Origin of the sequence: Novosphingobium humi (genome assembly GCF_028607105.1) — a bacterium.
In the GTDB taxonomy this organism is placed as follows: Bacteria; Pseudomonadota; Alphaproteobacteria; order Sphingomonadales; family Sphingomonadaceae; genus Novosphingobium; species Novosphingobium humi.
In genome coordinates, this window is the sequence record NZ_CP117417.1 from 66,511 (window position 1) to 88,434 (window position 21,924).

The 21,924-nt window shown below is 64.7% G+C and carries 18 protein-coding genes; 6 read left to right on the forward strand and 12 right to left on the reverse strand.

All coding sequences use genetic code 11. From position 1 onward, the window contains the following. Positions 1-92: 92 nt before the first annotated feature. The 10 genes from PQ457_RS00305 to PQ457_RS00350 form a co-directional block, all read right to left on the reverse strand. Positions 93-839, reverse strand: a complete 747-nt coding sequence (locus PQ457_RS00305) for a methyltransferase domain-containing protein (RefSeq protein WP_273617844.1) — start codon at positions 837-839, stop codon at positions 93-95. Then, a complete protein-coding gene (locus PQ457_RS00310; protein WP_273617845.1) occupies positions 836-1,417 on the reverse strand; it encodes an alpha/beta fold hydrolase in 582 nt (193 codons plus the stop codon). The genes PQ457_RS00305 and PQ457_RS00310 overlap by 4 nt, the downstream gene beginning before the upstream one ends. Beyond that, positions 1,414-2,562, reverse strand: a complete 1,149-nt coding sequence (locus PQ457_RS00315; protein WP_420540991.1) for an aminotransferase class I/II-fold pyridoxal phosphate-dependent enzyme — start codon at positions 2,560-2,562, stop codon at positions 1,414-1,416. The genes PQ457_RS00310 and PQ457_RS00315 overlap by 4 nt, the downstream gene beginning before the upstream one ends. Then, on the reverse strand, positions 2,559-3,620 hold the full coding sequence (gene bioB, locus PQ457_RS00320) for a biotin synthase BioB (RefSeq protein ID WP_273617847.1): 1,062 nt from the start codon (positions 3,618-3,620) through the stop codon (positions 2,559-2,561). Before bioB ends, PQ457_RS00315 begins: the two co-directional genes overlap by 4 nt. A 219-nt stretch (positions 3,621-3,839) precedes the next feature. Continuing rightward, positions 3,840-4,781 carry a response regulator gene (locus tag PQ457_RS00325; RefSeq protein ID WP_273617848.1) on the reverse strand — a complete coding sequence of 314 codons (942 nt, stop codon included), beginning with the start codon at positions 4,779-4,781 and terminating at the stop codon, positions 3,840-3,842. Further along, entirely contained in the window at positions 4,778-6,484 is a 1,707-nt protein-coding gene (locus PQ457_RS00330) for an ATP-binding response regulator (RefSeq protein ID WP_273617849.1), read from the reverse strand. The genes PQ457_RS00325 and PQ457_RS00330 overlap by 4 nt, the downstream gene beginning before the upstream one ends. 601 nt (positions 6,485-7,085) lie before the next feature. Next, on the reverse strand, positions 7,086-7,784 hold the full coding sequence (locus PQ457_RS00335) for a TadE/TadG family type IV pilus assembly protein (RefSeq protein WP_273617850.1): 699 nt from the start codon (positions 7,782-7,784) through the stop codon (positions 7,086-7,088). Further along, a complete protein-coding gene (locus tag PQ457_RS00340) occupies positions 7,781-8,359 on the reverse strand; it encodes a TadE/TadG family type IV pilus assembly protein (RefSeq protein ID WP_273617851.1) in 579 nt (192 codons plus the stop codon). The genes PQ457_RS00335 and PQ457_RS00340 overlap by 4 nt, the downstream gene beginning before the upstream one ends. Beyond that, on the reverse strand, positions 8,356-10,149 hold the full coding sequence (locus tag PQ457_RS00345) for a TadE/TadG family type IV pilus assembly protein (protein ID WP_273617852.1): 1,794 nt from the start codon (positions 10,147-10,149) through the stop codon (positions 8,356-8,358). Before PQ457_RS00345 ends, PQ457_RS00340 begins: the two co-directional genes overlap by 4 nt. A 30-nt stretch (positions 10,150-10,179) precedes the next feature. Next, entirely contained in the window at positions 10,180-12,195 is a 2,016-nt protein-coding gene (locus PQ457_RS00350; RefSeq protein WP_273617853.1) for a putative bifunctional diguanylate cyclase/phosphodiesterase, read from the reverse strand. A 448-nt stretch (positions 12,196-12,643) separates the two neighbouring features. Here PQ457_RS00350 and rpe point away from each other — a divergent pair, with 448 nt between their 5' ends. The 5 genes from rpe (at position 12,644) to PQ457_RS00375 (ending at position 18,589) form a co-directional block, all read left to right on the forward strand. Further along, a complete protein-coding gene (rpe, locus tag PQ457_RS00355; RefSeq protein ID WP_273617854.1) occupies positions 12,644-13,306 on the forward strand; it encodes a ribulose-phosphate 3-epimerase in 663 nt (220 codons plus the stop codon). 3 nt (positions 13,307-13,309) lie between these two features. Then, positions 13,310-15,184, forward strand: coding sequence for a heparinase II/III family protein (locus PQ457_RS00360; protein ID WP_273617855.1), 1,875 nt, complete (start codon positions 13,310-13,312; stop codon positions 15,182-15,184). A 315-nt stretch (positions 15,185-15,499) separates the two neighbouring features. Next, on the forward strand, positions 15,500-17,074 hold the full coding sequence (gene purH, locus PQ457_RS00365; protein ID WP_273617856.1) for a bifunctional phosphoribosylaminoimidazolecarboxamide formyltransferase/IMP cyclohydrolase: 1,575 nt from the start codon (positions 15,500-15,502) through the stop codon (positions 17,072-17,074). A 323-nt stretch (positions 17,075-17,397) separates the two neighbouring features. Beyond that, the gene (gene msrA / locus PQ457_RS00370) at positions 17,398-18,075 is read left to right on the forward strand and encodes a peptide-methionine (S)-S-oxide reductase MsrA (RefSeq protein WP_273617857.1); all 678 of its coding nucleotides are present in this window, start codon (positions 17,398-17,400) and stop codon (positions 18,073-18,075) included. Between the two features lie 19 nt (positions 18,076-18,094). After that, on the forward strand, positions 18,095-18,589 hold the full coding sequence (locus PQ457_RS00375) for a Fur family transcriptional regulator (protein ID WP_273617858.1): 495 nt from the start codon (positions 18,095-18,097) through the stop codon (positions 18,587-18,589). 261 nt (positions 18,590-18,850) lie between these two features. Here the strand turns inward: PQ457_RS00375 and PQ457_RS00380 are convergent, their stop codons facing one another. Both PQ457_RS00380 and PQ457_RS00385 read right to left on the reverse strand, forming a co-directional pair. Beyond that, positions 18,851-19,537, reverse strand: a complete 687-nt coding sequence (locus tag PQ457_RS00380; RefSeq protein ID WP_273617860.1) for an NnrU family protein — start codon at positions 19,535-19,537, stop codon at positions 18,851-18,853. An 11-nt stretch (positions 19,538-19,548) separates the two neighbouring features. Further along, positions 19,549-21,333 carry a peptide MFS transporter gene (locus tag PQ457_RS00385; protein ID WP_273617861.1) on the reverse strand — a complete coding sequence of 595 codons (1,785 nt, stop codon included), beginning with the start codon at positions 21,331-21,333 and terminating at the stop codon, positions 19,549-19,551. Positions 21,334-21,438: 105 nt separating this feature from the next. On the opposite strand from PQ457_RS00385, the gene PQ457_RS00390 reads away from it, so the two are divergent. After that, entirely contained in the window at positions 21,439-21,792 is a 354-nt protein-coding gene (locus PQ457_RS00390; protein ID WP_273617862.1) for a GntR family transcriptional regulator, read from the forward strand. Positions 21,793-21,924: the final 132 nt, after the last annotated feature.

Consider the following 21,924-nt stretch of genomic DNA (forward strand, 5'->3'; position numbering starts at 1 on the left):
AATTGCCGATTACGTAAACGCAAAGATCAGCATTTCTGGCCAGTTTAGCGCTATGTTTTATAGGTCCAAAGGCCAAGATGCACGGCATGCAATTATTGCGACGCAGCATTACGCCGCAGGCACAGCGCCACGCGATAGGTCGCCCGGCCCCCCTGCGAATCGAATCGGGCGATCACCTGCCGCAATTGCCCCGCCGACAAGGGCGAATGGCCCGCGCGTGGCACATCCGCCCCGATCCCGCGCAAATGGCGCAAAAAGGCCCGCCCGCCGCCTTCGACCGTCAATTCCACCTCACGCACCGCAAAGCCCATCGCGCTCAGATCGTCCGCATGCGGATAATCGGCCAGCCCGCAGGGCGCCCCGTCATGGGCCTCGCGCCATTGCGCAAAACTGCCCGCGATCATCGTGCTGAAGGCCAGCAGGCCGCCCGGCGCCAAAAGGCCCCCCAGCCGCGCCGTCGCCCCGCCCAGATCGTCAAACCATTGAAAGGCCAGACTGGACACGATGAGATCGAAGGGGCCTGCGACATCGGGCGCCTGCCCATCCATTACGCGAAAGGCGATATTCGCGTTCGCGGCGGCAAAGCGCGCCCGCGCCCGCGCCAGCATGGTGGACGACAGATCGCTCATCACCCAGCGCGCATCAGGCAGCATGGGCATCAGCGCCGCGCCCAGCAGGCCCGTGCCGCAGCCGATCTCCAGCACGCGCGGGGCAGCGCACACCCCCACCTTGCCGATTGCCTGCGCCAGCATCGCGGCGACCTGCTGCTGGACCCCGGCATGGGCATCGTAATTGTCCGCGCGGCCAAAGGCTTCGGAAACAAGGCGGTTTGCCATCATCGCACGAATTCCGCGATGGCCCGCGCGCACCATCGCGCCTGCGTCAGGGGCAGCAGATGCCCGCCCGATTCGCAGACGGCCCCGGCCCCGCCGAAAGCTGTCCGACGCAGCTCGGGCGGCAGGAGTGGATCATCCTCCGCCTGAAGCACCAGCAGGCGCGCGCCATGCTCCGGCGCCGGGGTCTGATCGGCCAGCAGCGCCAGATCCTCACCCAGCCTTTGGGGGGAGGCAATCGCCGGGGCGGGATCTGCGCCGATCGCGGCGCGAAAATCCGCCAGCACTTTGGCCGGGTCCTCGCCGAAACGCTTGGCCATCCGCTGAACCACGCGGGGGGCCACCGCATCGACGCCGCAGAATCGGTCAAACCCGTTGATCGCCACCAGAGGCACATCGCTCCAGCGCCGCGCCAGCAGCATCGCGCCCAGCGAATGGCCGATCATCAGGTCGGGCCGCCCGGCATCGACCGGCGCGCCGAAATAGCCGCGATCCATCCGCACCAAATCGCCCGGCAAAAGCGGCGCCAGCGCGTCCCACACGCCTGCGTCAAACCCCCAGCCATGCAGCAGCGCAATTCTCACCGGCCGATCCGCGCCGCAATCGCCTGCGCCAGCGCGGCCACATCCGCCCGCGCATGATTGGCATGCAGCGCCACGCGCAACCGGCTGGTGCCCGGCGGCACGGTGGGCGGGCGGATCGCCACGGCCAGCATCCCCTGCGCGCCCAGATCCTGCGCCAGAGCCAGCGCCGCCCCGGCATCGCCCACGATGACCGGCACGATCTGGGTGCTGCTGTCGGCGGTGGCGATGCCCGCGCCCTTCAGGCTTTCACGAAAAAACGCGCCGTGGTCGGCCAGAACCGCCCGCTCAGCCTCCATATCCGGCACCAGATCGAGCGCGGCGTCAATCGCCCCCAGCATCGCGGGCGAGGGCGCGGTCGAAAAGATGAAGCCTCCGCAGGCATTGACCAGATAGTCGATCAGCAACCGGCTGCCCGCGACATAGGCGCCCATACAGCCCAGCGCCTTGCTGAACGTGCCCATCACCAGATCGACATCGAGGCCATGGGTCAGCCCGCGCCCTTGGGGGCCGAGAACGCCGGTGGCATGGGCCTCGTCGACATAAAGAAACGCATCATGCGCCCGCGCCACATCGGCCAGTGCCGCCACATCGGCCCGGTCGCCATCCATGCTGAACACGCTTTCGGTGACGATGATCTTCGGCCCCTCGGCCCTGGCCAGCAGTTCGGCCAGATGGCCCAGATCATTGTGGCGAAAGCGGATCTGGCGGTGGGCGGCGGCGCCCGCGTGCAGACTGCCATGGATCAGCCGGTCGGTGAACAGCGCGGCCCCCGGCGCGGCGCGCAGCAAGGCCGCCAGCACCGCCGCATTGCAATGCCACCCGCTGGGAAACAGCAGCGCGGCCTCCTTGCCCTTGAACCGGGCGATCTTCTCCTCGACCGCCAGATGCAGCGGCTGGGTGCCCGTCACCAGCCTTGAGGCCGCCGAGCCCGCGCCATGGGCCAGCGCCCATTCCGCCGACCTTTGCGCAAGGAGCGGATGGCGCGAGAGGCCGAGGTAATCATTGCTGGAAAAATCGACCAGCACGGCCCCGTCGCGCAGCAACCGCCCGCCATCCTGCGGCGTGGCGGCGCGTAAGCTACGCCGCTCGTCGCGCTGGTCTATGCGGTCCAGCGCGGCGGCAAGATGGGACTCGAAGGGCTTCAGATCATCTGCTCCAGCTTGACGCAGCCCTTGGGCATGCCTTCGGCGGCGATCTCGGCCTCGGTGCGGGTCACGGCCATGGGTTTCAGGCCCAGACGCGCAAACATCGCCATGTCATTGTCATCGCCCGCATTGGGCGCGGTCAGCAGTTTGTCGCCGGTGAAGATGCTGTTCGCCCCGGCAAGGAAGCACATCGCCTGCGTCATTTCCGACATCGATTCGCGGCCTGCGCTCAAACGCACCATCGATCCGGGCATGGTGATGCGCGCCACCGCCACGGTGCGCACAAACTCCACGTCATCAATCTTGGCCAGCGGCGTATCGGCCAGCATATTGCCCAGCACCGTGCCCTTGACCGGCACCAGCGCATTGATCGGCACGCTTTGCGGATGCGACGGCAGCGTGGCCAGCGTATGGACAAAGCCCACCCGGTCAGCCCGCGTTTCGCCCATGCCGACGATCCCGCCGCTGCACACATTGATCCCGGCGCGGCGCACCTGGCCCAGCGTGTCGAGCCGGTCGCCCATCGTGCGGGTGCTGGTGATTTCCTCGTATTTCTCCGGGGAAGTGTCGATATTGTGGTTGTAATAATCAAGGCCCGCATCGGCCAGCATATCGGCCTGATGGTCCGACAGCATCCCCAGCGTCATGCAGGTTTCAAGGCCCATGGCGCGCACGCCCTTCACCATTTCGATGATGGCGGGCATGTCGCGGTCCTTGGGGTTGCGCCATGCCGCGCCCATGCAGAAGCGGCTGGACCCCTGATCCTTGGCCCGCGCGGCGGCCTGCAAAACCGACTGCACTTCCATCAGCTTGGTGGCTTTCACCCCGCTGTCGGCCTTGACGCTCTGGCTGCAATAGCCGCAATCCTCGACGCAGCCGCCGGTCTTGATTGAGAGCAGCGTGGAAAGCTGCACCTCATTGGCCGGATGGTTGGCGCGGTGGATTTCCGCTGCCCGATAGACCAGTTCGGTAAAGGGCAGGTCGAACAGGGCGGCGATCTCCTCGCGGGTCCAGTCGGTACGCGGGGTAAGAGGGCCGACAGGGTTGGGCATGGTCATCGGGTATTCTCCATTCGGCGCTGTCCTGTGCGGGCCTTGGACATGGTTACGCATGCCGCGATAGGCGCGCGCGGCCCAAGGCTCAAGCCATCAAGCGGTGAAATGACCATCCCGACTGGCAAAAACCGGCGCGTTTCACCCGGTGATGCGTCAGGACGGGGGCGACGTCCACGGTAATCTTGCAAATTTGCAAAGATTAGCTTTGCAAAACCGCGCCTATCATCCGTTAATCGCGCGCACCGCCAGCGCCGCCGCTGCCGCGCGCGTTTCCACGCCCAGTTTGACGAAAACCTGCTCCAGATGTTTGTTCACGGTGCGCGGAGAGATCGACAGGATCTCGCTGATTACGCGGTTGGGCTTGCCATAGCTGATCCACAGCAGCACCTCGGCCTCGCGGCTGGTCAATCCGTGGCGGGCCTGAAGCAGGGCGATGTCGCCTGCCGGGTTGACGTCGTTCAGGCGCACCAGCCATTCGGCCCCCCGCATCCGCGCCACCAGCACCAGTTCGAGCGTGGAATGGGCAAGGTCGAGCCGGACGCTGGCCCCGCTTTCATCCGCGCGGGCCAGACGGGCAAGCGCAGGGCGCAGCGGGGCGGGGGCCGGGCCGGGCGTCACGCTCCATTCCGGACAATTTTCGGCCAGCAGACTGCCCGCCTGCGGCGTCCACCAGAGCAATTGCTCCTCGCGCCCCATCGCGATCAGATGCCGCCCGCTGGCGTCAAGCGCGGCCTGACTGTCCTGCGCCAGACGCGCATTGGCCATATGCACGCGCACCCGCGCGATCAGTTCGTTGATGACCAGAGGTTTGCGCACATAATCGACGCCGCCTGCTTCAAGGGCTGCCAGCACATGCTCGCTCTCGGTCAGGCCGGTCATGAAGATGACGGGGACGCGGGCGCTGGCCGGATTGCGTTTGAGGATGCGCGTGGCCTCAAAACCGCCGATGCCCGGCATCACCGCATCCATCAGGATCAGATCGGGCACGATATGGCTCAGCAGCGAAAGCGCCGCCTCGCCGCTGGTGGCGATCAGCACGCGGATGCCCTCCACCTCCAGCGTATCGGCCAGAAAGCGCAGCGATTCGGGCGTATCATCCACCACCAGCACGGTATCGACATGGGGCTGGGGGTCCTGCGCCACCAAGGGATCGTGGCGCATCATGCCTCTCCGCGCCGGGCCGATGCGGCGGCCAGTTCCGCGGCCAGTTCGCCAAGGTCGAAGCGGTCGAGCGAGGCCAGCAGCCTTTTGGCCAGGGGGGCGGCCTGCGGCACGGCGGCCTCCATCGCGCGGATCGCCTTTTCCACGCCGCGCACATGGCCGATGCGCAGATCGCTCTCGATATCGGCCAGAAAGGCGCGCGCTTCCTCGGGCAGGGCCTCGCGTTCGGCGGCGGGTTCGGGGGCCTCGGCCTCCTCGGCCCGCCCGCGCCAATGCAGGCCCAGCAGCCCTCCCACCGCGTCGATCAGCGCGTCGAGATCCACCGGCTTGATCAGGAACTGGTCATGGGCGATGAAGCCCGCGCTGCCCTGCCGGATTTCGTGGGCGTCGCCCGACACCATGATGATGCGTATATCGCCCCCCCGCATCGCGCGCAGCCGCCGCGCCACTTCCCACCCCGACAGGCCCGGCATGGTGACGTCGAGCAGCACCAGTTCGGGCCGATGCTTGCGGGCCAGTTCCAGCCCCCGGTCGCCGTCATTGGCCGAATGGATGGTAAAGCCCAAAGGTTCGAGCAGCCCGCGCAGCAGGGATGTCTGATCCGGGTCATCGTCGATCAGCAGCACGCTGCGCGGCGGCCCGTCATAGCCGGTGATGGCGCGGGTGCTTTTCACCTCCTGCACGCTGGCCTGCACCGGACTGAGCATCAGGCGCACGGTAAAGGTCGTGCCCACGCCCGGCTCGCTGCTCACGGCCAGATCGCCGCCCAGGATATGCACCAGCGCCTGCGTGATCGCCAGACCAAGGCCGATGCCCTTTTGCCGCTGCGCCTCAGGATGGGTGCCGCGTTCAAAGGGGGCGAAGATGCGGGTCAGGTCCTGCTGTTCAATGCCGATCCCGGTGTCGGCGATGGTGAAGCTCATCACCTGAGAGCGATAGGTGACGCCGAAAGTGACCTGCCCCGCCTTGGTGAACTTGATCGCGTTGGAAAGCAGGTTGATCAGGATCTGGCGCAGGCGCTTCTGATCGGTGCGCACAAATTCGGGCAGATGGCCCTGTGTTTCATAGACCAGCGTCAGCCCGCGCGACTGGGCCTGAGGGCGAAACATGCTGGCGATCTGATCCAGCAGGCTCTTGAGGCGCACCGTATCGTTCGACAGGCGCAGCACCCCGCTTTCAACATGGCTGATGTCGAGAAGGCCCTCGACAAGATTGGTCAGATGTTCGGAAGATCGGCGGATGATGCGCGCGGCCTCGATCGGGGCGATATCGTGGCCGCGTTCGAGCAATTGCGCATAGCCGTAGATCGAATTGAGCGGCGAGCGGATCTCATGGCTGACCGAAACGAGATAGCGGCTCTTGGCGCTGTTGGCCGCCTCGGCCACTTCCTTGGCCAGATGCAGTTCCTCCAGCGTGACATTGTGGGCGGCCACCTCGGCGCGCAGGTCGGCCACATGGCGGCGCGCCTCGGCCAGGGCCGCGCGGCGGCTGTCATAGGCGCGCAGGATCAGCCCGCCCAGCGCGCCCCCCACCGCCAGCAGCGCCCCCAGCGCTGTCACCAGAATGGCGCGGACCACCGGCAGGCTCTGCGCCGGCAGGCTTTGTCCCAGCGCCCAATAGGCCGCGCCGATGATCGCGGTCATCATCACCGCCATGGCCGCCATCACCAGCATGAAGCGCCCCGGCGCGGACCGGATTCTGTCCATCAGGCGCAAGGTTTCGATCATCCCGCCGCGCCCCGCATGACGCGCGCGCAAGGGCGGCATGGGAGCCTGTCGATCCTATCGCTTGCCGCCATCTTCGACCCCCGCTGGCTGATTGCAGTCGACATGGTGTAACGCGCAATCGCGCCGCATGATCCTACGTCAAATGACGAATGGCTGGCGCGGGGGCGGACAAGGATATTTTGCCCGAACCCCATGATCCTGTTGCCTTTACGGCCAAGGTCTGCAAGCGTTGACACGCATGGGCGGAATTGCTCGATATGTTGCCGGCGGCTTGGGGGGCAAGCCGTTACCAGCAACAGGGGGCGCGCGATCTGTTCTGCCCGTCGGGCGGGGCTTGTCGCGTTCCCGAACGGCCGGATGGTGGTGCGGCGCTGGGGGCAGCCTGCCGCGCGCCATCCGGCTGTTCATGGGGATTATGCCTCCGGCGGGCTTTTCCGGTGCCTCCGGCGGGCAAAGGGCGGGGGCCCTTTGCAATCCCGTTATGGGGTGTTGCGTCCGATACCCATTGGCTGAACCCATGGAAAAACGCATACAGTAATGGGAGCGCGAGGGTCGAGACCCTCGCCTCTAGACCCTTTTTCTAGGTCGTGTGCTTATCGCACGTCATCCGCGTCGCCGCCGGGCTGGGGTTATAGATCTGCGAATAATCCCGCAGGTCGCGCACCACAAAGCTGGCGCTGTAATGCATCAGCTTGTTGGCCACGAACATCGTGCCGAAAAAGGGCTGATAGGTGTAATTGACCTCGACGAACATCACCCCGGCGCCGGTGGGGGCGTTGACCTTATATCCGGTGTCGCCCATGCCCGTGGCCATGGTCGTGCCTGCATTGGCCACGGTGGCGTCGGTTCCCGCGGTGGCCGATGTAGTGCCATAGGTCGAGTCATAGCCGCTGCCGCTTTTCAGCCCGATGCAGCGTTGCCAGTGGATGCGTTGCACGGGCGCGGTGTCATAGGACTGCTGGACCATTTCCAGACTGGAGATGGTGACGCGCCCGTTGGTGGTCAGGCCCAGCCCGTTGCCCTGCAGCCGCGCGCCCGCCAGCACATCGTTCATGTCGGTTTCGCGGATCTGGGTTGCGGCCAGATTGCTGGCCAGACCCACCCGGCTGGCATTGTCGGCCAGATCGAGCGTGATCTGGCTGATCTGCATCTGGACGCGGGCCATGTTGGTATATTCGATGCCCGCCCCGCCCATGTAGAACACGATGGGCAGCGCCAGCGCGAATTCGATCAGCGAGGCGCCTGAGGAATCACGAAGCAGATGGCGCAGAGGCATCATGTGCATACCGTGGCCGCCGCCGTGGTGGCCTGCATAGCCCATGGCTGGTTCTTCAGGATGGTGCTGGCCGACAGCGTGGCCGTTTTGCCCCAGCCCAGCCACAGGCCCAGCGGAAACAGCCGGGTATAGGTGATCGACACGGTATAGAGCACCGTGTCGCCCGCGCCGCCATTGCCCGACACGCCCGGATCGGCATCCCAGATGCCGTTGCCGTTCACATCGGTAAAACACTCGCCCGGATCGCGCACGCCATTGCCGTTGCTGTCAACAAAGCTTTCGGGCGAGATATAGCCGAAGGACGCATAGGATTTGCGCGTCGGATAGCCCGAGACGAAGGCGGCATTGCCGTTGATGTTCTTCACCGCCTGCAGCACGGCATTGTCGATGGTGGTGGTGTTGGCGCTTTCCACCGTGCTGTCGCGCCCGGCCTTTTGCACCGCGCCCGTCAGGATCGCCTGCATATAGGCCTGATAGGCCATTTCGCACAGGCCCATCCCCATCAGCAGCATCACCGGCAGCACCAGCGCGAATTCCACCAGCGCCGCCCCGCCGCGATCACGCCAAAGCCGCCTCATTTCGAAATCCGCAGCTTGGCGATCTTGCTGGCGATGGTGGCGAATTGGGCGGACAGGCCCGATCCCGATGTGGTCGAGAGCGCCTGCGAGGGCGAGGTCGCGCATTGGGTCAGCTCATTCGTGCTGCTCATGCCCAGCGCCACGGTCCACACGCTGATGTTCTTGGCCTTGGCCGCGGCGCAGGCGGCAAGGAAGCGCGCATTGTGATAATTTTTCAGATTGGCCAGATCGCCGCCCGATACGCGCTGGTCGTAATATTCCACGCCATAGGAGCCATAGATATACTGGCTGGGCGCCATATCGCCGTCGGTCAGGAAGACGATGATCCGCTTGGGCGCATCATGGCCCGTGGCAGCGGCGGTGTCGGCGGCAAAAATGCCGTTGGGCGAAATCATCCGCGTGCCCCAGATCATGCCGATATCATGATAGGTGCCGCCGATGGGACGAAAATCTGTGGCGTTGACGTAATTGGACACCTGCGTGCGCGTCATCACGGCCAGACGCGAGACCGGCTTGCCGCAGCTGATATAGCCCGCCTTGTAATAGGCGGCCTGATCGAGATTGGGGCTGTTGCTGGTGTCGCCGCTGGATGTGGCGGTGGCGGTGCTGTTGTAATTGTTGCGCACATAGGTGACGGCGGTCCACATCGGTTTCCATTGCGTGCGGATGTCGCTGCCCGGTTTCAGATCGGGGTTGAGGTCATTGGGCAGGCTGGTGGTGGAAAAGCTGGTCGCGCCGGGCGTGGTATAGGCTTCCTCGATACAGCCTTCCCATGCATCGGAGGTGCTCACATATTTGGTCGGGTCCACCGTGGGCGCGCCGGTGACAAAGGTGGTCAGCAATTGCGGGCTTTGCTGATATTGCCAATTGGGCAGGGTGCAGAAACAGTAAAAGGAAAAGCCCGTGCCGGTCAGCACGCGGGTCTGGTAATTCCAGCTCGTGTTCACGCTGCCCAGACCGCCCACCATATAGGCCGGGTTGATGTCCATGATCGCGCGGCCCGAATTGACCGTGGACGTATAGGTGACAAACCCATAGCGCACCCGTGTGTTGACATCGATCGAGGCGGCCATCGTGTCATAGAAGGACAGCACCGCGCTGCGCAGCGCGGCGATCCGCGAGCCGGATTTTTCCGGCACATAATAGGCGGTCGATCCGGGATAGCCGGCGGTGCTGGTATTGCCGCTGCCGGTGCCGTCGGCAGGGCGCGTATAGGCCGTGGCGGTGACGGAATTGACGTAATTGTTGCAGGTGGTGGTGTCATCCGAGGGCAGGCAGGCCATCGAGCCGGTGGTGTCCAGCACAAAGATCACATCGGTGTCGCTGATCTGATAGGTGGCCTGACAGACGGCGTTGAGCGTGATCGAACTATAGCCAAAGGCGCGCATCAGCGTCATCGGCACGACCGCGCTGGCGGTGCCGCTGACCTGCGCGTCGGCGGTCTTGGCGGGGGTAAAGCCCAGCGAGGTGATGCCGTACCAGCCGGTGCGGATGTTGTTGGCGAAAAAGGCGTTGGCCGCAGCCGTCGCCGATGCATCGAGCGTGGTGTTGCCGGTGCTGGTGTCGGTCATCGCCTTGCGCCCGGCCAGAACCCCGGCATCGCAGGCCTGTTGCAGCCGGGCATTGACCATATACATCCGCGCCCCGTCCACCGCGCAGCCGACAAAAGCCATCAGCAGCGACAGGATCAGCGCCAGCATCGGCAGGGCATTGCCCCGCCGGTTGGCAATCAGGCGCGACAGGAAGGGGCGGGGATGGTGTGGCACCGCGCCATTATGCCGTTCAAACATTTGCCTTTGGCCAAGCGCCCATCCGGGCGATTACGGATTATGGCCGGAAAACAGCCCGTTCAGCTCGGAGGCGGGCACCGGGCGGGACACGAGGAAGCCCTGGAACGTGTTGCATCCGCAGGCGGCCAGTCGGTCGCGCTGATGTTCGGTTTCCACGCCCTCGGCCACGACATCCAGTTTGAGCGCGCGGCCCAGCTTGACGATGGCATCGACCAGCCCTTCGGCCTCGTCATTGGCCTCCAGATTATGGACAAAGCTGCGGTCGATCTTGATCTTGTCGACCGAAAAGCGCTTGAGCGAGTTGAGGCTGGAATAGCCGGTGCCGAAATCGTCGAGCGCGATGGAAAAGCCCTCTTGTTTCAGCATGGTGATATTGTCGCGCGTGATGCCGTCATCGCCCAGCAGGGCGGTTTCGGTGATCTCGATTTCATAGCGTTCGGGATTGACCCGGAATTCGGCCACCAGCCGCGTCAGCGTCGCCATGAACATGGGCGAGCGCAATTGCAGCGCCGACACATTGATCGCCACGCGCACATCGCCCCATCCGGCGGTTTCCTCAAACACACGGCGGAACACGAATTCGCCAAGGTCGAGGATCAGCCCGCTTTCCTCGCAGAGGGGCACGAAGATCGAGGGGGCGATGGCCCCGCGCTCGGGATGGTTCCAGCGCACCAGCGCCTCCATCGCGTCGATCGCCCCGCGTCCGTTCATCTGCGGCTGATAGACCATGGTCAGGCTGCCGTCGGCCAGCGCCTTGCGCAGGTCATTTTCCAGACTGCGCCGCATGCGCAGCGCGGCATCCATGTCGGGTTCGAAAAAGGTCACGCGGTTGCGCCCGTTTTCCTTCGACCCGTAAAGCGCCAGATCGGCCTGACGCAGCGCCTCGGCCGGTTCGATTTCGGGGTTGGACACCAGCGTCACCCCGATGGAAACCCCGACCTCGACCACGCCCGCCTCCAGCACAAAGGGCGCCTCGAACAGTTTGAGCACGCGCTGGGCCAGATGCGAGGCGCCGGTGCCGTCGGCCTCGGGCTGAAGGATCACGAATTCATCGCCGCCCAGCCGCGCCACCGTGTCGGAATCGCGGCACAATTCGCTCAGACGGCGGCCCACCTGCTGGATCAGTTCATCGCCCGCATGATGGCCCAGCGTGTCATTGACCTCCTTGAACCGGTCGAGATCGAGGCAATGGACCGCCATTTCGCCCGCATAACGGCGCGACATGGCCAACAGTTGCCCCAGCCGGTCAAACATCATCGCCCGGTTGGGCAATCCGGTCAGCGTGTCGTGAAAGGCCAGATGGCGCGCGCGCGCCTCGCTGGCGATCAGGTCGCTGGCAATCGTGTTGCTGCGCCGCATGAAGAGCCAGACCAGCATCAGGAAGGCCGCCGCAATGGCCAGCAGCATCTGCGGGATCTCGGTTTCCGAGGCCTTGAACGGATTGATCGCGGGCCATGCCAGCGAGGCGACCAACTGGCCGTCCGGGCTGGTCAGGGGCATGATATGGTGGTCGCTGATCGACGGCTGGCCCTTGCGCAGCAGGCGATGGACCTGGCCATGCTGGCCGCCGAATTGCGAGACCAGCCCCTGATCCACCGCCACGCGCAGCACATAGGGCGCGGGCGCCCCGGCCGGGGTCCGCGCGGTGACGGGCAGCGAAAGGACGGCCGCGCCATGGACCAGACCCAGCGCGGCGGTCTTGTCGGTTGCACCGGCCGGTTCCAGCCGGATTTGCCCCGACCCGGTCTGCGCGCGCAGCGGGGCCAGAACCGCCTGTTCGATCCAGTGCCGGTCGCCCGCGGCCAGATGGGCCGGGGCCTCGTCCTGCTGGATCAACGTCTGGCCGCTGGTCTGCCATTGGCGGATATTGTGCTGCCAACTGCGGCTGATGATGCCATGTTCGTAATCATTGGCGCTCTTGCCCATCCGCGTCAGCGTGACGGCGGTTGCGCCCACCAGCATGAGAATCGCCCCGAACACCAATCCGTTGATCGGGCGCAGCAACCCCTTGCGCTGGGCTTCCTGCGGCGAATTCTTGCTGTCCATTGATATTGTCCACCCATGCGAGCCGCCAGCGCCAATTGACCGATCCGGCCGGTCTGTCGGGCATCCATCCTGCGCGCATGATAGGCCGGACGCTCTTGCCGAAGCTTTTGGGCGGCAACAGGTCATTAGCCCTAGTTTTGGCTAACGGACTGTTCACCATGGAAGGGCGGCAAAACAGGCGAAACGCCCCCGCCGACCCTTGCGTTCCTTGCGCCTGCGCCGCCGGGTCTAGCGGTTTTTCCCCAGAAAACTGCAATCACCTCTGGTTTATGTCGCTTTGCCGGGAATAACGGGGGCTTGACGCGCCGCAAAGGCGCATAAAACCGCAGCTTTTGCCTGCACCAAGCCGCCCGGCGGCGATAAGTGTGTGGAAAATGGAGAAGTACGTGCTTGTGACCGCGCGAATCATGGCGTTTATCGCCCCATCAACATGTGTGGAACTGGTGTGATGAGCTTGCCTCTGATTGCCCCTTCGATCCTTTCCGCCGATTTTTCCCGGCTGGGCGAGGAAGTGCGCGCGATTGACGCGGCCGGTGCCGACTGGATCCATGTCGATGTGATGGACGGCCATTTCGTGCCCAACATCACCATCGGGCCGATGGTGGTCAAGGCGCTGCGCCCCCATACGAAGAAGATCTTCGACGTCCATCTGATGATCCAGCCGGTCGATCCCTATATCCAGGCCTTTGCCGATGCGGGCGCCGACATCATCACGTTCCACCCCGAAGCAGGCCCGCATAGCCACCGCACGGTGCAGGCGATCCACGCCGCAGGCTGCAAGGCGGGCGTCTCGCTCAATCCGGCCACGCCTGCCAAGATGCTCGACTATCTGATCGATGACATCGATCTGGTTCTGGTGATGAGCGTCAACCCCGGCTTTGGCGGACAGAAGTTCATTTCCAGCCAGCTCCGCAAGATCGAGGCGATCCGCAAGATGATCGACAAGACCGGGCGCGAGATCCATCTGGAGGTGGATGGCGGCATTGACACCACCACCGCGCCGCTGGCCGTTTCGGCCGGGGCCAATGCTCTGGTGGCGGGCACGGCCACGTTCCGGGGCGGGCCGGATCGCTATGCCGCGAATATCGCGGCGCTCAAAGGATTGGGCTGAACCATGAACCTGGATATGTCTGCACAGGGCAAGCCCCGCAAGGCGGGGAAGGGCAAGGGGCAGGCTATCCCATTACCGACGCTGGACGAAGGCGAAGGCGTCGAAACCAACGAGGCGTCAGCGCAGGTGGTCGAACCGGGCCGCGCGCTGGCGCTGGCCGATTTCACGCCGCCTTCGCTGGGCGCGGGCGAGAGGCTGATCCGGCTGGCCTATCGGATGGGCATTCCGGGGCCGGTGCTGACCGCCCCTTTCCGCAAGCCCGCGCGGCCCAAATTGCTGGCCACGGTGACGAATCCGCTGGCGGGCGATAAAGCGGCGGGGGCGGCGCTGCGTTCGGGCCATTTTCTGGTCCATGGGCTGAAACAGCCGATTGCCCAGCTCGATCTGGCCGGGGCGGGGCGGTTGGCGCCGCCGCTCGAACGGCTGGTGCATGGGTTTCACTGGCTGGCCGATCTGGAGGCGGCGGGGCCGCGCGAACAGGTCTCGCCGGTGGCCGAACGGATTTTGGCCGCATGGCTGATGGCCAATCCCAAGCCGCCCTCGCGCCCCGGTAAGGGGCCGGCGTGGACGGTGGCCTATACGGGGGCGCGGCTGCTCGGCTGGCTGGTCCATGCGCCGCTGCTGCTCTCGGGCGGCGACAAGACGCTGCGGGTGCAGACGCTGGGGGCGATGGCCGATCATGCGCGCTGGCTGGACCGCCATGTGGCCAAGGGCGAGGATACGCTGGCGCAGGTGGCGGGCTGGTGCGCGATTGTCGCGGCCGGGCTGCTGCTGCCCGATGGCCGCCCGCGCAGGCTCTATGGCGAGGCGGGGCTGATCGCGTCGCTTGGCGAATTGCTGGGCGATGACGGCGGATGCATGGCGCGCAGCCCGCTGGGCCAGATGGAGGCGATTGCGCTGCTGGTGCAATTGATCGCCTGCTATCGCGCGACGCGGCGCGAACCGCCCGCCGCGCTGGAATCGATCCTGTCGCTGATGGTGCCGCCCCTGCTGGCGCTGACCCATGGCGATGGCGCGCTGGGCAGTTGGCAGGGCGGATGGGCGGTGTCGGCCTCGGACGTTTCGGCGCTGATCGCGGCCACGGGCGTGCGCACGCGGCCCCTGCGCGAGGTGCGCCAATGGGGCTATCAGCGCGTGGTGGCGGGCAAGAGCGTGATGCAGTTCGATGCCGCGCCCCCGCCGCTGACGCGCCATGCGCGCAACGGCTGCGCCTCGACGCTGGCCTTTGAATTGAGCCATGCCGGACAGCGGATCATCGTCAATTGCGGCGGCGGCGCGGCGGCGGGCGGCCTGATGCCGGTGCGGCTGGATCAGGGGCTGCGCGCCACGGCGGCGCATTCGACGCTGGTGCTCGACGATGCCAATTCGACGGCGGTGCTGATCAACGGCGGGCTTGGCTCGGGCGTGGCCGAGGTCGAGGTGGACCGCCGCAGCATCGAGGGTGAGCGCAACGGCACATCCGGGCGCACATGGGGCGCGACGCGGCTGGAGGCCAGCCACGATGGCTATGCCGGGCGCTATGGCCTGACACATCGCCGCATCCTGATCCTGCGCGACGACGGCACCGAATTGCGCGGCGAGGATCTGCTCGTCCCCACCGGACGCAAGGGCAAGCGCGGCATGGTCTCCTATGCGCTGCGCTTCCACCTCGGCCCCGGCGTCGAGGTCGGCCTGTCCGAGGACAAACAAGGCGTGGGCATGGCGCTGCCTGACGGCTCCTACTGGCAATTCCGCAGCGGCGGGGGCGAAATCGCCATCGAGGAATCGATCTGGGCCGATGGGCAGGGGCGCCCGGTGCCGGTGCAGCAATTGGTGATTCAGGGGATGGTTTCGCGCGGGGGCGGGAGCTTTTCTTGGATTTTGAAGAAGATGGGGTGATTTTTGCCTCCGGCGGGCTAAGGGACTCGGTCCCTTTGCAATCCCGTTAATGGGGTGGTGGCAAGATCGCGGCGTTGCGGATGATAAATTAAAAGCCTGCGGCGCTTGGGCGTAAAAGGCGCCGCAGGCTTTCAAAATTCCAACGCCGCATCCGACACTTGCCGCTGAATCCATGGCGCAACGAAGACAGTAATGGGAGCGCGAGGGACGAGTCCCTCGCATTTTCTCGCCTTCAACACCCCCTTCACCCTTCCCAAAACCGCCAAAATCCTTAAGGGCCGCGCCAAACACGCATCTTCACAGGACACACCACCCATGACTGACACTGTCACCATTCGCCGGGCCTTGCTCTCTGTTTCGGACAAGACGGGCCTTGTTGATCTGGGCAAGGCTCTGGCGGCCAAGGGTGTCGAGCTGGTTTCGACCGGCGGCACGGCCAAGGCGCTGCGTGATGCCGGGCTGGATGTGAAGGACATTTCGGAACTGACCGGTTTTCCCGAAATGATGGACGGCCGCGTCAAGACGCTGCACCCCAAGGTTCACGGTGGCCTGCTGGCCGTGCGCGACAATGCCGAGCATGTGGCCAGCATGAATGAGCATGAAATCGGTGCGATCGATCTGGTGGTGGTCAACCTCTATCCCTTCGTTCAGACGGTGGCCAAGGGCGGCACGCGCGAAGAGATCATCGAAAACATCGACATCGGCGGCCCCAGCATGGTGCGCTCTGCGGCCAAGAACCACGATTTTGTCGCCATCGTCACCGATCCGGCCGATTATGCCATCGTGGCGAATGGCGAAACCACGCTGGCCCAGCGCCGCAAATTTGCCGCCAAGGCCTATGCGCTGACCGCCGCCTATGACGGCGCGATCAGCCAGTGGTTCGCCACGGTGGATCAGGGCGAGACCTTCCCCGAAACGATTGCCATCACAGGCGCCCGCGTGGCCGAACTGCGCTATGGCGAAAATCCGCATCAGGCCGCCGCCCTTTATGTGCCGCATGGCGCCAAGGAAAAGGGTCTGGCCCAGGCCGTGCAGGTGCAGGGCAAGGAACTGAGCTACAACAATTATAACGATGCCGATGCCGCGCTCGAACTGCTGGCCGAATTCAAGGATGCCGAGCCGACCGTCGTGATCGTCAAGCACGCCAACCCCTGCGGCGTCGCCACGGCGGCGACGCTGGTCGAAGCCTATGAGGCGGCGTTCAAGTGCGACAGCGTTTCGGCCTTTGGCGGCATCATCGCCGTCAACCGCCCGCTCGACGGCCCGACCGCCGAAGCGATCAGCGGCATCTTTACCGAAGTGGTCGTGGCGCCCGACGCCAATGACGATGCCAAGGCGGTCTTTGCCAAGAAGAAGAACCTGCGCCTGCTGCTGATCGGCGAAATCCCCGATGCCAAGCGCGGCGGCCTGATCGCCAAGCCGATTGCGGGCGGCCTGTTGGTCCAGACCCGTGACAATGGCGCGATCACCCTCGATGACCTCAAGGTCGTGACCAAGCGCCAGCCCAGCGAGCAGGAACTGCAGGACGCGCTGTTCGCATGGACCGTGGCCAAGCATGTGAAGTCGAACGCCATCGTCTATGCCAAGGAAGGCGTGACCGCCGGGATCGGCGCGGGCCAGATGAACCGTCGCGATTCGAGCCGCATCGCCGCCGCCAAGGCCGCCGAAGCCGCCGAAACCCATGGCTTTGCCGAAACGCGCACCAAGGGCAGCGCGGTGGCCTCGGACGCGTTCTTCCCCTTTGCCGATGGGCTGCTGGCCGCGGTCGAGGCGGGCGCGACCATGGTGATCCAGCCGGGCGGCAGCATGCGTGACGATGAGGTCATCAAGGCCGCCGACGAAGCGGGTCTTGCCATGGTCTTTACCGGCATGCGCCATTTCCGCCATTAAGAGCTTGACCTGATGCAATGCTGCAACGCCCCACCGCGTTGCAGCATTTCGTCGTATACTGCCCCCATTTTATCGCGGCGTTGCGCAAGGTTCAGGCGGGATGGTCTAGACATTCGGGGAATCATCCCCATCTGGCTGGCCGACAGTCAATTTCCCGGACTCTTCTGATGCGCCTCTTGAACCGCGATTTGTTTCGCTCTTTCGCTATTGGCTTTGCGCTGGGGGGCGCTCTGATTGTTGCTGTGATGTCGTCCGGGCCGGGCGGCTTGGCGGGTCTTGTGGGGCAGGCGATCGCCGCCCCGGCCAACACCGGGCAATAGGCCATGGCGCGGGGCTTTCTCTTTGCCCTGCCTTTCGCAATGGCGCTGGCCGCATGCCAGAGCGCCGATGCGGCCAATACCCATATGATCGCGGCCCCGGCGGCATCCGCCCCGGCGCAGGAAACACCCGGCCTGAAACAGGCGGTGTTTGCCGGCGGCTGCTTCTGGGGCGTCGAGGCGGTGTTCAGCCATGTGAAGGGCGTGACCAGCGCGGTTTCGGGCTATCACGGCGGGGCGGCCAATACGGCGCATTATGACGATGTGGGCGGCGGCAACACCGGCCATGCCGAGGCGGTGCGCGTGACCTATGATCCGGGGCAGGTGCGCTATGACGAACTGCTGCGCATTTTCTTCTCGGTCATCATCGACCCCACGCAGGCCAATGGCCAAGGCCCCGACATTGGTCCCCAATATCGCAGCGCGCTGATCCCCATCGGTCCCGAACAGGACAAGGTGGCCCGCGCCTATCTGGCCCAGATCGCCGCATCGGGCCTGTGGCACGGCCGCATCGCCACCAAAATCGAGCCCCTGCGCCAATTCTATCCGGCCGAGAAATACCATCAGGATTTCGCCGCGCTCAACCCCACTCACCCTTATATCGCCTATTGGGACGTGCCCAAGGTGGCCGCTTTGAAACAGATGTTTCCGGGCGAATATAAGGCTGATTTCACCCGCAACTGATTTGGGCTATAGGTGCGCCATGAGCGCCACGCATGATCATGTTCACGAGCATCCCCGCCACCGCGAATATAGCGGCGAGGGCCTTGTCATCGCCGCCCGCAATGCGCTGGAAACCGCCGGCGAGCAATGGACCGAAATGCGCGGCGCTGTGTTCGATGCCCTTGCCGGACACGCCAAGCCCGCCAGCGCCTATGACATTGCCGAGGTCGTTTCAAAAGCGCGCGACAAGCGCGTGGCCGCCAACAGCGTCTATCGCATCCTCGACCTCTTTGTGCGGACGAATCTGGCCCGCCGGGTCGAAAGCGCCAATGCCTATATCGCCAACCCCCACCCCGGATGCCGCCACGACTGCATCTTCCTCATCTGCGACGGATGCGGAAAGGCGGTGCATATTGACGATGACCGGCTCACGGGCGCCTTGATCGAGGCGGCGCGTGGGGCCGGGTTTGCCGATGTGCGGCCGGTGGTGGAATTGCGGGGCATGTGTGGGGATTGTTCTTCGGGCGCGGAGTGAAGGGTTTTAAGGTGCCTCCGGCGGGCAAAGGGACTTGTCCCTTTGCAATCCCGTTAATGGAGATTGCCGGGCGGTGCGTTGGGGGATCGTTTCAAAGCCTGCGGCGCGGCGACCCCGTGCTGATCGGCGCCGCAGGCTTTAAAACCCATACCTCGCCATATTAAACCGGGGCCAATGCCGCGCACGATGCCGATAGTAACGGGATTGCAAAGGGCCCCCGCCCTTTGCCCGCCGGAGGCACGCTAAACCCTCCAAAAAAATTCACAAAACCCACCGCCAAACCCCCGCCAACACATGATTGGCATGGACATGCCCAAACGTGGCCCCCAACCAGACCACGATCCCGACCCCCCAGAGCAGCGGCGAAATCCGGCCCAACCCGGCCAAACGCGGCCAATAGGATGTCTGCGCGCTCCAGCTTTCCCATGCCATGCCCAGCAGCACGGATTTTTTCCCATCCTGCAACCGCGCGCCGATCAGCGCCAGCGCCGCCATGGCCCCCATCAGCACGATGACGCGGGGCGTTGGCGCCACCAGAACATGCGCCAGCGCCCAGAGCGCGATGCCCCACATCATCGGGTGGCGGGTGACGGCAAAGACGCCCGTAGCGCGCGCGGCGGCGATTTTCTCACCGGGCACCTGCGGCATGGCGGGATTGCCATGCAAAGACCCCAGCAGCAGCGTGATGCCGATCAGCGAGAGCAGGCTGGCGATGATCCACATGGCCTCGCCCGTGCCGTCCCAGAGCGGCACGCCGCCCGGCCCGACGGCCCGAAACGCGGCAATCGTCCAGCCCAGCGTGGCAAAGGACACCAGCGAATAGAGGCCCATGAAGCCCTTCTCGCCCAGCCGTGCTAGCAATCCGGCGCGCCACGGGTGCGACATCAGCAGATGCGACCCCACAAAGGCCGTCGCCCCGGTCAGCAGCCATGAAAACGCCTGATCCATTTCAGCCTCCCTTAACTCACCCCATGCATCAGCTTTCGGATCGCGCCCGAAAGCGCCAGAAGCACCACCCCGACGCCGATCGTCACGATCCCGATCTGGGTAAACACGCCGACATAGGTATCGAGGCTGAGCTTCAGATTGGTGACCTGTCCGCCCACGGTTTCCACCGTGGCCATTTGGGCCAACAGGCCCGCGCCATATTGCCCCATGGCCAGCGAGAGATACCACGCCCCCATCATCAGCCCAACCACGCGGGCGATGGACAGTTTGGTGATCATCGACATGCCGACCGGCGAGATGCACAGTTCCGCCACCGAATGAATGAGATAAAGCCCCGCCAGCCAGCCCAGTCCGACCCGGTAATCGGCCCCGGCAAAATGCGTGCCCAGCACGAGGAACAGGAAGCCCGCGCCAACCCCGATCAGGCCCATGCTGAACTTGACGGGAATCGAAGGCTCCCACCCGCGCCGGGCCAGCACCGACCACAAAGCCCCCATCACCGGGGCCAGCGTGATGATGCCGATGGCGTTGAACTGCTGGGTGCCGGGCGCGGACATTTCGAACCAGCCGAATACCGAGCGGTCGACATTGCGGTCGGCGAACAGGGTCAGCGATGATCCGGCCTGTTCGAACAGGCTCCAGAACACGGTGTTGAAAACCATCAGGATGATCGCGGCCAGCATCATTTCAAACTCGGCCCGACTGCCCACACGCCATGACCAGATGAGAATGGCGGGCAGGCTGAGGCCGAAAGTGGCGCAGAGCAATTTGCCCATCACCGGCAGGCCCATCAGATAGCCGATAAACCCTTCGCCCGCCGTCGGGGCAGGGGCATGCATCAGATTGGTGAAGAGGAAATAGCAGGCCGGAATCGCCAATATCGCCGCCGGATAGATCCAGAGCGCCGGATCGCGCCCGGTGGTTGCGGGCGGCTCGCCCAATCCGCCAAGGCTGCGCGCGCTGTAATGCATCATCGCCCATGCGATCAGCATCACTGCGCCTGCCGAGGCCAGCCCCGTCCCCCAGCCGAAATGGTCGGCCAGTATAGGGCAAGCCATTTGCCCCAGCCATGAGCCAAGGTTGATGCCCATGTAGAAGATGCTGAAACCGGCATCGCGGCGTTGATCGCCATCGGCATAGAGCAGGCCGACGATGGTGGCGATATTGGGTTTGAAGAAACCATTGCCCACCGCCACCGCCGAGAGCGCCATCAGCGTGATGGCCAGACGCAGTTCGTCGCGGTCCGCGCCTTCCTTCAGCGCGCCGGGGGCCAGATGGCGCGCCACTGAACCATCGGGCGCGATCAGGTCGATGCTGCCGTCCTCCTGCCCCTTGATGAACAGCGGGCGGCCATGGTCGATCACGGCGCGGGTCTCATTGGCCGCGCTGGTCGGCCCGTCGCGGTAATGCTCGACCACGATTTCGTGGCGCGCGCCGTCATATTCGGCCCATGGCCGCGCCGGAGAGCCGCCCAGCGCCAGCGCGAAATAGCCCGCCGCCATGATCAGCGCGCCGAATTTGACCGCCCGTTTCGACCCCAGATACTGATCGGCCAGCAGGCCCCCGATCAGCGGCGTCAGGTAAACCAGCGCCGTATAGCCGCCATAGATCCCCGCCGAAACCCGGTCGCCCAGCAGGAAGTGCTTGGTAAGGTAAAGCATGAGCAGGGCGCGCATGCCGTAATAGCCAAAGCGCTCCCACATCTCGATGGCGAACAAGCGGGCCAGCGGGCGCGGATGGCCCATCCATGTGGGGCCGGTGGCGGCGCTTTGGGCCGCGTCGGAAGGTGTTGTCATGGGGGCGCAAATTAACATCGAAGTAAGCAAAGGAAAGCGCCAAGTTGCGCGCTCTATGCGATGGTCGCGCTTGTGTGAGGCGCTGTATTATGGCAGTGATGCGCCATGACATCCAACACCCGCCCGGTTTATCTCAAGCTGCGCGACATGATCGCGGCGGCCATCATTGACGGCACCTATCCGGAAGGTTCCATGCTTCCGTCGGTGCGCGCATTGGCCGCCGAACAGGGCGCCAATCCTCTGACTGTGGCCAAGGCCTATCAGCAATTTCAGCTTGATGGATTGGTCGAGGTTCAGCGCGGGGTGGGCATGATGGTGGCACCCGGCGCGCGGGCCTGGCTGCTTGATGCTGAAAAGAAACGGTTTTTGCAGAATGAATGGCCCGAGGTGCTGGCGCGGATCGCCCGGCTTGGGCTGCGCGTTAACGACCTGCTGGACAATACCGTCCCCTCTGCCTGAACCGCCGCGGCGGGATCATCGCCGGCCAAAGGCGCTCCACCGTAATGCACCTAGGGGCGCTATTGTACAAAGTCTTGAACTTCTGTACATAAAAGCTTCCGAGCCGGGCAAAAAGACTCGCGCCGGAGAGAG